The sequence below is a fragment of the Haloarcula sp. H-hyl6 genome, from assembly GCF_056934455.1.
The window spans coordinates 2025017-2038997 of record NZ_JBRIIK010000001.1 but is presented as its reverse complement, the minus strand read 5'-3'; the positions used below and the strand labels follow the sequence as shown (position 1 = coordinate 2038997).

Genomic DNA, 13981 nt, shown 5'->3' with positions numbered 1-13981 from the left:
GGCGTCGGCCGGGCGAGCGGGGCGGGCCACATCCAGACCCGCCCAACCGCTTCCTGGTGGACTGAAAGGGCGAGGGCCGCTCGAGGAACCCCGACGACGTCCTCGCAAGAGCGCGGCGCTCTTGCGGGATGCTGAAAATCGTGGCCAGCGATTTTCAAAGCACAAGCACTGCAGCGAACGGAGTGAGCGAAGCGCGCAGCGAGTCGCGGGAGTCGAACGGCCCGAGGGCTTTCGAAGTAACTGCATCCCTCTCAACGTCTTTGCCATATTCTCTTTCGCCGTCGTCGATAACGAAGTGAATAATTTGATACAGAGATACAATTATACATTTGCAAATCCAACGGACTAGCATGGCACCGACTGATCAGGACGACGCCGACGTTCCCGCCGACACGGATGGTGCGTCGGGTGACGCCGCCTGGAAGGAACACACGAGCGCGTTCGATCGCGTTCGTTCTGTCGCGCTCTCACTATCAGACCCACGCTCCGCGGGATGGATCGCAGCGGAAGCACTCGTCGCCGAGAACACCGCCCGTCGACACTTAGACAGCCTCGCAGAACTCCACGTCCTCACTACGGATACGACGGGCAGTGCCGTCACGTACTATCCAGACCCGGTGTACGTCCGCACCCGTGACCTCCGCGAACTCGTCATCGAACACGACCGTGACGAACTCACTAAACTGGCTGCAGATCTGAAAGCCGACGTCGAGTCGTGGCAAGACGAATACGACGTGCGCTCGCCGGACGAACTCCGCAGTACTGCGGCTGGTGAAGAGACATCTGCTGAGGAGGCTATGGAGCGTCGACGCACTGCGAGTGACTGGGAGCTCACGAAGTACCGTCTCTCCCTTATCGAAGATGCACTGTCGCGGTACGATGAGTACAGCGATACGCGGACGGCGACAGCGTAATGCCGCCGTCGGGATTCCCTCCTGTTTACAAGAAAGATGTCGCCACTGACGGTGGAAACTCGGACGATCTCGGAGCAGAGCGCCACCGCATTCTCCGAGAACTACAACGTGAACTCGAACGACATCCTTCAGTGCAACGAGCGACCGGACGTCCGGACGGCAAATATCGTGAACTCCGTGCAATTCTCGATCCGGCAGTACTCGGCGTCGATGCGGACAAAGCGACACTCCGCGTAGCTTGGTGGCCAGCACCAGGAGACCCAGAGTATGCGTTTCACTACAGCGATGCTTCCGGATTCGATTGTGGTTGGCACCGGGAACCGAATCCACACGTGGACGGGAAACTCCACTACCAGGAACGCTCTTCAACCGACGGACCCTACGACTACGAGTCTGTGTCCTTCTCGGCGGACACACCACCGCGTATTCTCTGGACTGTACTGGACCGACTTACTGATCGTGTCGGATAATCAGTCTACGAATTCAAGCAGTCATCCTTCAACTCGCCACACATCGTCGACGACACGGGGGGCTGGCACCTCGAAACACTTCCAACAAGTCGGTCTCCAACCGGTACGAGGGCTTTCGACGTCAGTGTACTAGCATGACTGTTGGCATACCACTAATCGTCGCCGCCGACCGATTCGGGGCAGGACAAATCGGCCACCCGCGTCACCCGAGACACTCCACGATTTCAAGTGAAGGGCACTGTCTAGTTGAGGGATTGAGGAACGAGCAGGCCGTAGCGAGAACTGTTCATGGAACTCGCAGACCTGCTCAGTGAAACGTTAGACGAGGAGAGTCAAGACGTTTGGGAGAACGAGCGCACCCCGACACCCGTCCGGCGATTTGGGGTGCGTCTCCACACGGCGGGGCTGTCGATCAGGGAGACGGTCGCTATCTTAGAGTTATTGGGTGTCGATCGTTCCCACGGTGCGGTCTGGAACTGGGTGCATACGCTCTCTGAAGTCCAGAGCGACCCGCCGACGGCAGAGCCGTCGCGGGTCGCGGTCGACGAGAAACAGATCGAGGTTGACGGCGAAGAGAAGTGGCTGTTTGCAGCGATCGACACCGACTCAAAACTACTGCTTGAAATCGACGTGTTCAGCCGCCGCGGGACCGATCCCGCCGCGGCGTTCCTTCATCGCCTCACCGAGAAACACGATCTCGCCGACACAGAGTTTCTCGTCGACGCTGGTGGCTATCTGACTGCCCTCGCACGTCACGAATTGAGCGGTCGGCTCGACTATCGAACCCGGAACCACATCGAAAAATGGTTCCAGACCATCACCATGCGAATCGACCGCTTCCACACGTACTGGCGGGGCAGTCAATCGAGCGCCAGACAGTGGTTACGACGCTTCAGACATCATTACAACCACGAACGGCCCAACCAATCACTCGACGGACGAACGCCAGCAGAGGAGGTTCTGAACTAGACAGTGCCCCACACACCATTGTTTCAACTGAACAACATAAACCAATACTCAACGAAATCAACCGACGTCGTAATTATCGAACATCGCTCTTGTGAAGCACGTTGTTGATTTCAGAGAACGGCGTCGAGAGCATGTTTGAGTGCTTCGTCACCTGGTTTTCTGTAGAGTTCGCGACGGAGCTGAAGCGTTCTGAGATACGGCGTTAGCTTGTCTTTTGAGACTCCTCGGTGGGGCGAGAGCCACCGTCGCGTCAGCGACGCGTGGCTCTCGCAGGTGTTGACGTGGATATCGCCGTCAGCGTATTCTCCGTCGCCGTGGACGACGTATTTGCGGTTGAACCCGTCGTCGTCCTCTAACGGATCATAGGCCCGAAATCCATCGGTATAGACGGTCAGCGACTCCTGCTCGTGGTCGGCGAGCAGGAGTCGGATGGTCGATTCGTCGGCGGATTTCGCTGGCACGACGTACCGATCGTCCGAGCCACGGTCGACCAGCGTGAACACCGGCGGTTTGTCACCGTCGTACGATCCTCGTCCACGCGTGGACAGGCCACGCGAGCGCGACTCCTGGTCGCGCTCGCGGCCTTTGAGGCCAGCAGAGACGTACACCTCGTCGATTTCGACCGGTCCAGACAGCGTGATCGAAGGCGCGTCGAGCGCTCTGGCGAAGCGCTCGACGCGCCGTCTCACCGTTCTGTACGAACGATTGAGTTCCGCCTCAATCTGTCGAATGCTCGTGTTAAACCGTAAGAACACGTAGATCGTGAAGTACCACTCTTTGAGCTTCATCTTCGAGTGAGCGAAGATCGTGTCGGTTTTGTCGTTGAACGTCCGACCGCAATTCTTACACAAATACCGCTGATACACCCGATAGCTGCCGTTTCTGACCGTCAGGTCAGAACGGCAGCGGGGGCATTCGACGCCATCACGCCAGCGAACCTGTTCCAGCAGGTCCGCTGCAGCCGATTCCGACACGAATCGGCTCATTGGGAACATATCGGGCACCGCTGGCGCGGTGCCCTTGCCCTCTTCGACTTTTAGCCGCAGCTCTCGCTATCAACAATCTACTTCCCAAGAGCGATCGAACATTGTTTCCTCGTGCAGTCTTTCAAGACCCAGATTATCTTTGCCTCCTCCGAGGATAGACCTGCTTGTTCACATGAATGAGTGGTGTGTCTGCAGCCAAAAACCACCATTCCGGTTTTGATGTCCAGTTGAATCGACGGTGTGTCGTCCGAGACTATCTCACTCCAAGGTCGAGATCTGCGCGAAAGAAGGCGGCCTCAAGAGCGGGGACTGACTGGCGAACTCAAGGACCTGTATGGCGACAATCGGACAGACAGCTACTACGGCGGCCGCCATCCATCGAAGCAACAGGCCGAAGCGCTGCATCGGTTGGCCCGCGAAACCCATCAACACGTCACCGACCAGATCCGCGAAGGCGGCGTCTGCAACTGTGACCAGTGACCGAGCGAGCGGAGATGACGACGTTGACGACCGATTCTACGAAGGGGATCGCTGAATTCCCCAAGACACTCGACCGATACGCTCCGGAGTAGTCTTGCAAGCCCTACAGATAATCAGGATTGCGTGCGTTGGAGCGCACCGTTGCGTATTTCCAACTCTACTCAGATTGGCCCAACCCTGCTTCTGGAACTGCTACTTCCAACCTTGGGTCACAGTTCGCCCGGACACGAGCGCTTATACAGACACCCTGCATCGAGTGACCAACCAGTATCGATGGCTCGTTCCCCACCGACAGACAACACCCTACCAGTCCCAGCCGAGGAAACGCACACCTACATCCGGATACAGCCGGCCGAGGACCCACTTGACCCGGCCGTCGTCGAGACACAGGCCCGTCGGCTACACCGCCTTGCTGCCTCATCGGAGGCAGGCTGGCTGACACGACTGCGCGAAGGAACCCAGCCACCGATGTTCGAGTGGCTGCTCGTCGGCGACGACGCGGGACTGTCCTACTACGTTACGACTGACCAACCTGAGACACTGGACGCACTACAGGGCTCGCTCAGAGCGCTCTTTCCGGACACCTACGAGTTCGAACGCGTCCGGGAGAGTCGGGCAGGAATCTTGCAGGGGGTAACAACACTACCGACTGACGCCACTGGGACACCACCTTCCGCTGTCGAGTACGAACGCCAGACGACACATCGCAAGGATTGGCAGACGAGTCTCACGTCTTTCGGCTCCTTCTACGAAGGCGAATCCAGCACGAATCGCGTTCCGTTGGCCGGCGTCGTCGAGACTATCGCGAACAGCCCGTTTCCGATAGCCTTCCAGATACTCGGACAGCCGAAAGCCGACTGGTCACCGGAATTAGCAGAACGACAACTCGATATCGAGTCCGGCGAGGATACGCTCGGTGGGAAACTGACGAACGCGCTCTTCGGGCAACCAGAAGACGAGGATCTCACGCTCACACGGGACGCAGAACAGCGACTGGCCGAACTCGACGAGCGAGATCCGCGCTATTCGTTCAACCTCAACCTCAGAGCAGTCGTCGGGACTGAACCGTCATCGACCGCCGAAACTACCGACCAATCACCAGAGGGTATCGCCGACGAACTGGCGACGGCGTTCACATACGTTTCACAGACGACCTACGAGATACAGGGTCGCATCGCTACGGACACGGAGGCCGACCGACTCAGAAAACACCTCGAAAGTGCGACGTTCCAGGCCGACACAGCTACTCTACGGGAGCGGCTGCCGTGGTCGGCTAACCGACAGCCAGTTATCGTCGCCGACGCCACCGAACTCGGGAGTTTCTGCCTGCTCGATGGCGCTGGCCTCACGGCCGCAGGCCGACGCTGTATCGATGCGACGCCCACCGACCGCCAGCCACTCACGCACCCACCCGAACGCCAACTCACGCGCTATCGGAGTCCAGGCATCCCGATCGGCCATCCACTCACACAGGACAACACGCCAGATCCCGATCCGATATCGCTCCCACCGGCTCTCCAGTCACTCCACCTCGCGTGGTTCGGAAAGACGGGCTCGGGGAAATCGACGAGTCTGATCAACGCCATCCTCGACAATCACGAAGCCACAGACGGCGCTGACATCCTCATCGACCCGAAGGGCGATGGCATGCCCATCGAGTACATGCACGCGCACTACGAGCGCTACGGGACCGTAGAAAACGTCCTGTACTTCGACTGTGCGGAGCTGTTGCCTGCCTTCTCGTTTTTCGATATCCGTGACGAACTCGACCGTGGGATTTCACGCACCGCTGCTGTCGAGGACCGCGTCGATCACTACATCGAGATACTCATCCAGCTCATGGGTCGTGACCGCTTCGAGCAAGCCGTTCGCTCGCCGGACATCATCCGCTACATGACGAAGGCGATGTTCGACCCGGTTAGTGGCGAGGACGCCTTCAGCCACCGCGATCTCCACGGGGCGATTCAGGAGATGCACGACCGGAATACGGCACCGCCGGTCTCCGACTCAGATCTCGAGCGCATGCTCGCCGGCGTCGTCGCCAACCGAGCCCGGACCTTCGACGAGATCATGCAGGGGGTTGCAAACCGCATCGAAAAGGTCCCCGTCAATCCCCGGCTTGCGCGCATCTTCAATCACATCCCCGACCGGAGCGAGGAGAGTGAGGACCCACTGTTCGACCTCATAGACTATCTCGACGAAGACGTCGTCATCATCTTCGATACGGGCCGGCTACGGAGCGAGTCCCAGCGGGCACTCGCGCTGTTGATTCTCTCGAATCTCTGGTCGGCACTCAAACGTCGTGCGCTCACGAGTCAGGGTGATGGTGTAGACCTTGTCGACAATGCTGCCGATACTGCTGCCGACGAGACGGACGAAGACGAGGACCGACCGCTGGTCAACGTCTACGTCGAGGAAGCCGCCAGCATCGCCGTCTCTTCGCTCCTCTCCGAGTTACTCTCACAGTCCCGGAGTTTCGACTGTGCACTCACACTCGCGATGCAGTTTCCGGCGCAGTTAGAAGAAACGAGTGAGAGGGCCTATCGAGAAGTCCTGAACAACGTCTCGACCATCGTCGCGGGCAACGTCGCCGTCGATGAGGAACTGGCGCGACGGCTGGCAACCGACGAGATGCGTCCTGAAAACGTGGGCAATCGGCTTCGCGCTCTCCGACGTGGCCAGTGGTTCGTCTCACTCCCTGCACAATTCGACGAAGACGAACCGAGACCGTTTCTGGTGCGCTCACTCACTCCACCGAAGGGCCATCCTGCGGCGACGACGCCACCCCGACGACGCGGCTTCGAGGCCGCGACGGCACGTCTCCAGACACGCATGAGCGAGACGGCCGCACTCCATCTCGTCGAACCGAATACGGTCGACGACCACGAGGACGAGGAGGGAGAATCCCCACAGCGGGTGGACAGCGCCCTCCCCTACACCAACAGATTGCCGCCAACGGTCACCTACGACGCCGCGATACACGGCCTCTCCTGTACGGCGTGTGAGAGTCGCTATGACCCAGACAGTACGGGCATGCACCGGGCCATCGAGTGTTGCTCCGCACTTGAGGAGGTCGACCGCGATGACGTGCCAATCTGTGAGGTGAACCTCAAGCTCACGCCCGACGAGCGAGCGGAGACTGACTGTACCGATGTACAGCTCATGTTCCTCCAGACTGTGTATAACGCCCAGCAGTTGCGCTACGACCCTGTGGAGTACGACCTCCTTCACGACAGCATGCTTCGCCTGCAGGAGTACCTCGATGTCGACAGCGAAGCAATTCAGGACCTGATCGACGACGGCGTCCTCAGTCACGATACGGACCGGCCCCATCGCCTGTACACTGTTACGCCCGAGGGGCGCAGTCTCATCGGCGAGCACTATCGCAAGGGCGTCGACTACGGCCACGGCAAGGGTGACTTAGAAGAGACGAGCCAACATGTGCTGGCCGTCGAAGTCGGCCGACGGTATCTGGAAACCCACTATCAGAACGACGATGACTCACCCGTCGTCGACGTCGTCCCGTATTTCGAACTCGACGAGCGTGACCGTGCCGCTGTCCCTGCAGCGAGCGCCATGGGTGGCAACGAGGACGACCTGACCGAGGCCGCAAGCGAGTACGACCGGCATCGCATCGACGCCGTCGGCCTCGACGCAGAGGGCCGCGTCGTCGTCACGCTCGAAGCCGAGCGCATCAATCACGACCTTCGCCGGGCCGTCCCCGAAGACTTCGACAAGATGGCGGCCTGTGACCCGGACGAAGCGATTTGGGTGACGATGTCACATTCGGAGGCCCATCGCGTGCTGAGTGCGCTAAACGACCCATTGGAGGGCGACCCGCGTATCGAGAAGACCTATTCTGAGAGTACGCCAGCCAGTGAGTTCCGTATCGACACACCGGGGTGTACGGCGATGTACACCGTCGAGCAAGTTCGAGATATGGTCGACGACCGCTCTGCGTGAGGATTCCCTCCTCGATTATCTGGATCACACTGCAAATCCGTTGACGACGAAAACGACGCCTCAGTTACGCGCGTAATTCTGTCGGCTCGGATGGAACGAGGCCGAGCTGTTGCATCACGCCAAGGAAGTCGAAGCTGTCCCACTGTTCGGCGACTACTCCGTCTTCGAAACGATAGATCGAGATTCCCGAGCCCTCCCACGACTCCCCGGTCGGATCCTCCGTTAGGAAGGATGGTCCGGTGTTCGTTCCACCCAGGGAGTACCGCAGAACGACCCGGTCGCCCTCGCCGAATAGATCCTCAACCCGGAATTCGAAGTCCGATGTTCCCGATCGCACTGCCTCGATCATCTCCTTCACGTCGGCCAGATCTTGATCACCCAACGCCGTGTGCATGACGTAGTCGTCTGCGTAAATGTCGTCGAACACGTCTACACCCCCCTCGTTCCACGCCTCGAGTTCGGACTCTCGGACCACCTGTTTCCGGTCTTCCGTTGTTGTAACGCTCATTGTTCCATCAGTATAGAGTACGCCAAAACCACACTTCGTTACTCCATCCATATTGGAGGTAGCAGACACTTAGGTGACCGCACAGAGTATGACCGCAATTGGATCGATCGACATCACCTTTTTCGATACCTGAACGTTTGACTCCCGCGACGGCGTTCAGCCCATCGCCAACGAGGTGCGTCGTAGTGTCCTCGTAGAGTGTGCCATCGTCGATCAGCCAACCGCCGGCGTACAGAATCTGGTCGTCGTGGTGGATCACGACCATCGATGGCTATTGCAGACGTCGACATGGTGGTTGATTGTAGTCCCGATGGGGAGCTTTGGATTATGCACACGATCATATGATCGTACACATAATACGCGGTTGAGGCGCAGAAAGGGGTGGATCTGGTCTCACTTACCCGATATAGTTGGCCGCAGGATTGTTTGTGGGGGTGACTGCAAGATATCGAGACGATATCTAGTACGAATCTTTCCGAGCAGTCCGGGGACATTTGACGACGTATTTGACCCAGTATTCCGAACCCGCATAGTCCAACCCCTGTCTGTGACGCGATAGTCTGTCTTCCATTCGTCTTTAGCTAAGACACACACCTCGGTTGTGTAGCGGTAGCGAGCGTCTCTTGAAGGATCGGTCGTTGCTGGTGAATCTTCTGAGCGTCCTCGATCAATCGCTCCAGCAACGGCGGTGGCGAGTAACCGAGGAACTCACCGAGTTCGTGGAGGATGAGCTGGGCGTGCGACCGGAAGGTCGCCGCCCAGCGTTCCGGCGGAAACACGATCTCATCGTCGGCCTGCTCGGTGACTAGATCCAACAGCTCACGACTCACCAGCAGTGACAGCAACGCCGCATACAGCAGAATTTTCACCACATCCGGGTCGCTTGTGTCGAACTCGTCCAACTCGTACTGCGTCTTCAGTTCACGAAACAATGTTTCTACCTCCCATCGACACCGATACAGCGTTGCTAGATCCGCCGGGAAGAACTCGTCTCGTGGCAAGTTCGTGATGTACAGATGGTAGTTGTCGGCGTCCTCGTCACGGACGCCGACGACGCGGAACCGCTTCGTGTCCAGCGAACGCGTCCCTTCGTACTGACCTCGTTTGAACTCCGCTTCGACCTCCACGTCGATGTACTTCCGCGAGATATCATCGATTACATCCTGAATCTGCTTGCCCTCCAAGGGAATGGCGCGCCCGCGCCATTCCCGTAACTCCTCCGTTACCACTGGATTCGCGCTCTTCTTCAGCCGACTCACGAAGTGGCCGTCGTTCTCATCGATCAACGCGAACCGGCGGTACTTGAAGTACGCCAGATCGAGCAAAACTAGCCGTCCGTGCAGCCACGAACCCGTCTTGAACAGCGTGCTGTCGTGTGTTTTCTCGTCAGTCACGTCGAGTCGTTCAATCGTCTTGTCGGTAGCATTGTGGAGCAGGTGGAGCTTCGCTCCAGCCTGCTCCTCGTGACGTGCCTGGAACTCATCAGAGAGGAACTCGTGCAACCGCAACACGGTTCCATCAGCGATCATCACGTCCCTAAATCGGTCGATATCAGCGTCAACAGCGTCGGGTACAGCGACCTCGTCGAGACCGTGCTCGACGAGGTCGCGGAGGTACTCCGCGAGCGTCGGCGTCAACCGGTGATAGAAGCCACCGGGAGAGATCGTCTCGTCGGCTGTCGAGTTGTAGCTGCGTCTGAAGCCAGCGAGTGTTCGGCTCTCGCCTGCGGCGAAGCCGAACACGAGCGTCCACACGAGGACAGGAACCTGAAGCTTGCCCTCTCGCTCGACCACGCCGAGTTCCTCGGCGTGCTCTTCGAGGAACTCGGAGGGAAACAGTGTAGTGAGCCGACGCATGATTCTCGATGAGGAGGCTTTGGTGTGCACAGCCGTCGCCTCCTCACTCCTCTCGAAAAGAAGTCTCGATAAGCCGCTGCTGTCACGTGGTTCTCGGATTAGCTAAAGACGGATGGTCTGTCTTCTCACTCGAACTGTCCCCAGAGCCGCGGGTTTCGAGGCGTCGTTGACTCCAACCTTGGGAAAATGCTCCGCCTAGGAGTTGGTGGAGGCACGAAAACGTGACTAGTGTGGCTGGAAGCCAGAACGCGTCGCGAATAGGTGGACGTGTGGCGTCGCCCGCAAATGACGGCCGTCGGCGTGCTGAAGCACTCTCGACGGCGTCGACGGTTTGGCGCTCTTCCCATCGTGTCCCCAGAAGTAGACAGCATTCGGACCATTCGTTCTCAGGGAAACTCCAACTTTGGCAGCGTCTCCGGGTTTGCCCTAACCTTGGAACCTCTCGGGAATCGGTGAGGAAGACTGATTGGTGCGTCGGACACAGCGCCGTCGCCGTCGACAGGCCCACTCGCCGTCGCCCTCGCGAGTCACAATCCCTTTCGCACAGAGTGCCTCGTCCAACCCTTCGTTTCCAGTCTTTCTCATACTACTAGCGGGCGTTCTCGACAACGTTGGGTGTACGATGACTCTGTTCGAAACACACCGCAAACCGAGTGAACCCTGGTGGATTTCCTCGGTACAAACCGCCTTTGCTAACCAACGTTTAGGCGAATAACCGAAGCTGTTGGTTAGTTACTTACACCTTCCTCCGAGAGTCGTCGCTGACGGTTCCAGACAGAAGTGGCTCAGAACGCTACAACTGTAGCACTACGACGGTTCGAACACCGTACTCGCCTCGTGCGTTCACTCGCCGCCGTCCTGCAGGCCCCGATACGTCTCTGCCCGTCGCTCCCAAACTGGCTCCATCGACTCCCGAACGTCGACGTAGAGGTCGTACAGGTCGGCGTAGGTCGGGGCAAGTTCCTCACGGGGCGTGTATCGTCGCTCGACGCCAACCATCTCGTCGACGGCGTCGTCGAGCGAGGCGTACGCCTCCAACCCGACTGCGAGGACGATTGCGGCGCCTTTCGCACCGAGTTCCGTGCCGTCGGGAACGACGACGGGGCGGTCGAGGCAGTCGGCGATTAGTTGGGGCCACAGGTCCGAACGCGTGCCGCCCCCGCTCAACGCGACCTGGGTCACGTCAGCGGGGAGGTGGGCGATGCAGTCTCGGATAGCGAGCGAGAGGCCCTCGTACACCGCCCGAGCGAGGTGATGGTCGTCGTGGTCGGGGGTCAGCCCGACGAACTGTCCACGGGCATTCGGGTCGACGAAGGGACCGCGCTCCCCGGTCGTACTCAGATAGGGGTGATAGAGGACGCCGTCGCTCCCGGCAGGGGCGTCGGCGGCACGGGCTTCCAGAGCGTCGACGTCCGCGACATCGGCCAGTGTCTCGGCAGCCCAGTCGAGACTCGGCGTGCCAGCGTTCGAGCCGATGGCGTAGGTCCACAACCCGTCGATACCGAGGTCCATCTGGATGCCAGAACGGGTCGGTTGAGCCCCATCGACGAATACCTGGTGGGTGAGCGAGGTCCCGAGCGTGACGGCGGTTCCGCCGGTGGTCGCGGTGCCGCTGCCGATACCCGAGGCTGGGACGTCGAACAGGCCCGTGACAACCGGTAATCCCTCCGGAAGCCCGGTTTCGGCGGCCGCGGCCTCGGTGACTCGCCCAGCTACTTCTGTGGGGGCGGCCAGTCGTGGGAGTACGCCCTTCGCGTCCGCCAGACCGACGCGGTCGAACACCGAGCGGTCGTACTCGCCGGTCGACGCGTCGAGATAGGGGACCGTCGCCTCGCTGTGGTCGGTCGACCGGTCGCCTGTCAGCCGGTACTTGAGCCAGTCCTTACACGAGAGTATCGTCTCGGTGCGGTCGAGGGCGTCTGGCTCTTCACGAGCGAGCCACGCCAACAGCGGCAGGCTCATGCCCGGATAGGGTGCCGATCCGCACTGGTCGATGATGGCGTCGAGCGTGCCGTCCGCGTCCCACTCGTTGAGGAGTCCGGCCGCCCGGCTATCCGACCAGAGGATGGCGTTCCGGACGGGGTCACCGTCGTCCGTGATGGCCCAGAGCCCGTCGCCCTGCCCGGTGATGCTGACCCCGCGTGGTTCGGCATCGTCGGGGAGGGACGCGACCACGTCGCGAATCGTCTCGACGGTTCGCTCGTAGACCTGCGGCATCGACTGTTCGGCGTGACCCGGGTCCGGGTTGTAGGTCTCCGTCTCGCGCGTGGCCGTCGCCAGTTCGCTGCCGTCGAGGCCGAACGCGACCGTCTTCACGTTGGTCGTCCCGGCGTCGACGGCGACGAGGACGTCTCGGTCGGTCATGGATGGATGTCTCGCATCTGTCTCTCTCGTCGGCTCCCGTTAGAACGTACACCCGGTCTCTTCGCAGGGGCGGACGGTGTCCTCGCCGGCGACCTTGTTCAGGAGTTCTACCTCGGTCCCCTCGCCAGCCTGAACGATTTCCCCGGTCCAGACCGGGTTGACCGACTGGTGGTCGCAGGCACGGTAGGACGTCTCGCCGAGGACCGTCGTCATCTGGAGGCCTTCCAGCGTGTCCCTGACGGTGGCGTTGTCGGTGGTCCCGGCGTCCTGGATGCCCCGTGCGGCGGTCCGGACGAGTTCGTAGCCGACGCGGGCGAAGTTGCCCGGTGGGCTGTCGTACTCGTTCTGGTAGGCCTCGACGAACTGTTGGTTGTCGCCGCTCTCCAGTTGGTGGTTGTACAGCGTCGAGGAGTACGTGCCCACGGCGGTCTGGCCGAGCGCCTGTCGGCTGACCTGTGCGAACAGGGCCGTACCGATAATCTCCACCTCGTCTTTCAGGCCGGCGCTGGCCGCCTGATTCATGAAGTTGATGAGCGCACCGCCGGTCTCGGGGATGACGAGCACTTCGGCGTCGGAGTTCGAAATCTGGCTGATCTGCGGTGCGAAGTCGCTCGTCCCCTGGTCGGGCATCGTCTCGCCGACGAGTTCCACGTCGAGCCCCTGTTCCTCGATGCGGCGGTCGAGTTGGGCGCGAGCGGACTGGCCGTAGGCCTCGTCGGTGCTGTGGAACCACCACTTCGTCCCAAGTTCCTCGGCGGCGAACTCGGTGAGGCCGGCCATGTGTTGGGCCGCGTTCGACTCGTAGCGGAAGGTGTTGGCGTTGCAGTCCTCACCCGTGAGTGCGACCGTCGCGGCCCCGGACATGTACAGCGCCTCCTGCTGGCCGACGTAGTCGGCGACGGCCAGCGAGACGGAACTCTCCAGCGCGCCGACGACGAACTGCGCGCCGTCCTCTTCGACGACCTTCCGGGCCTTCTCCCGGCCGGTCGCGGGGTCGGTCTGCGTGTCCTCGTAGACGGCCTCGATTTCGAAGTCGAAGGCGTCGCTCTCGTTGACGTACTGGACGCCGAGTTCTGCGCCCTGTCGCTGTGCGCCGCCCAGCGGAGCCGAGGGACCGCTCGTCGGCACGAGGACGCCCATATTTACGGTCCCGATGTCGGCCGGGTCATTGCTGTCCGTATCGGTATCGCCGCCGTCGCCACCGTCACTCTCGCCGCCGCTCCCGCCGTCGCCGGTCTCCTGGACACAGCCGGCGAGTCCGGTCGAGACGGCGAGCGCGCCCCCACCCATGTACTGCAGGGCTCGTCGTCTGCTCATCCCGCTCGCCGTGGCTTCGTCCACGGCCGTCACGTCTTCATCAGTAGGCATGACACCTCGTATCGAGGTTTAGAACTAAAGCATGTTGGTGTGACACACAGCGTGTCAGGATAACAGCAATACCTACGTAACAGGAGAATGGCCCATCGCTCAC

The 13981-nt window shown here is 60.4% G+C and carries 10 protein-coding genes; 5 read left to right on the top strand and 5 right to left on the bottom strand.

Annotated elements, in window-relative coordinates:
- Positions 1-350: 350 nt before the first annotated feature.
- The 3 genes from Hhyl6_RS10580 to Hhyl6_RS10570 all read left to right on the top strand — a co-directional run bounded on the left by Hhyl6_RS10580 (position 351) and on the right by Hhyl6_RS10570 (position 2353).
- The gene (locus tag Hhyl6_RS10580; RefSeq protein WP_483739156.1) at positions 351-914 is read left to right on the top strand and encodes a DUF7342 family protein; all 564 of its coding nucleotides are present in this window, start codon (positions 351-353) and stop codon (positions 912-914) included.
- Positions 914-1384, top strand: coding sequence for a toxin-antitoxin system TumE family protein (locus Hhyl6_RS10575; protein WP_483739155.1), 471 nt, complete (start codon positions 914-916; stop codon positions 1382-1384). The genes Hhyl6_RS10580 and Hhyl6_RS10575 overlap by 1 nt, the downstream gene beginning before the upstream one ends.
- 288 nt (positions 1385-1672) lie before the next feature.
- Positions 1673-2353, top strand: coding sequence for an IS6 family transposase (locus Hhyl6_RS10570; protein WP_483739154.1), 681 nt, complete (start codon positions 1673-1675; stop codon positions 2351-2353).
- Positions 2354-2463: 110 nt separating this feature from the next.
- On the opposite strand, the gene Hhyl6_RS10565 is transcribed toward Hhyl6_RS10570, so the two are convergent.
- Positions 2464-3348 carry an IS1595 family transposase gene (locus Hhyl6_RS10565; protein ID WP_483738666.1) on the bottom strand — a complete coding sequence of 295 codons (885 nt, stop codon included), beginning with the start codon at positions 3346-3348 and terminating at the stop codon, positions 2464-2466.
- Positions 3349-3579: 231 nt separating this feature from the next.
- Between Hhyl6_RS10565 and Hhyl6_RS10560 the strand changes: the two genes are divergently transcribed.
- Both Hhyl6_RS10560 and Hhyl6_RS10555 read left to right on the top strand, forming a co-directional pair.
- Positions 3580-3819, top strand: coding sequence for a DUF8154 family protein (locus Hhyl6_RS10560; protein ID WP_483739153.1), 240 nt, complete (start codon positions 3580-3582; stop codon positions 3817-3819).
- 273 nt (positions 3820-4092) lie between these two features.
- Positions 4093-7782, top strand: a complete 3690-nt coding sequence (locus tag Hhyl6_RS10555) for a type IV secretory system conjugative DNA transfer family protein (protein WP_483739152.1) — start codon at positions 4093-4095, stop codon at positions 7780-7782.
- 64 nt (positions 7783-7846) lie between these two features.
- Here the strand turns inward: Hhyl6_RS10555 and Hhyl6_RS10550 are convergent, their stop codons facing one another.
- The 4 genes from Hhyl6_RS10550 to Hhyl6_RS10535 form a co-directional block, all read right to left on the bottom strand.
- The gene (locus Hhyl6_RS10550; protein ID WP_483739151.1) at positions 7847-8290 is read right to left on the bottom strand and encodes an ester cyclase; all 444 of its coding nucleotides are present in this window, start codon (positions 8288-8290) and stop codon (positions 7847-7849) included.
- Positions 8291-8871: 581 nt separating this feature from the next.
- Entirely contained in the window at positions 8872-10146 is a 1275-nt protein-coding gene (locus tag Hhyl6_RS10545) for an IS4 family transposase (protein ID WP_483739090.1), read from the bottom strand.
- 843 nt (positions 10147-10989) lie between these two features.
- Positions 10990-12510: an FGGY family carbohydrate kinase gene (locus Hhyl6_RS10540; RefSeq protein ID WP_483739150.1), complete on the bottom strand. Its 1521-nt coding sequence runs from the start codon at positions 12508-12510 to the stop codon at positions 10990-10992.
- 39 nt (positions 12511-12549) lie between these two features.
- On the bottom strand, positions 12550-13878 hold the full coding sequence (locus tag Hhyl6_RS10535; RefSeq protein ID WP_483739149.1) for an ABC transporter substrate-binding protein: 1329 nt from the start codon (positions 13876-13878) through the stop codon (positions 12550-12552).
- Positions 13879-13981: the final 103 nt, after the last annotated feature.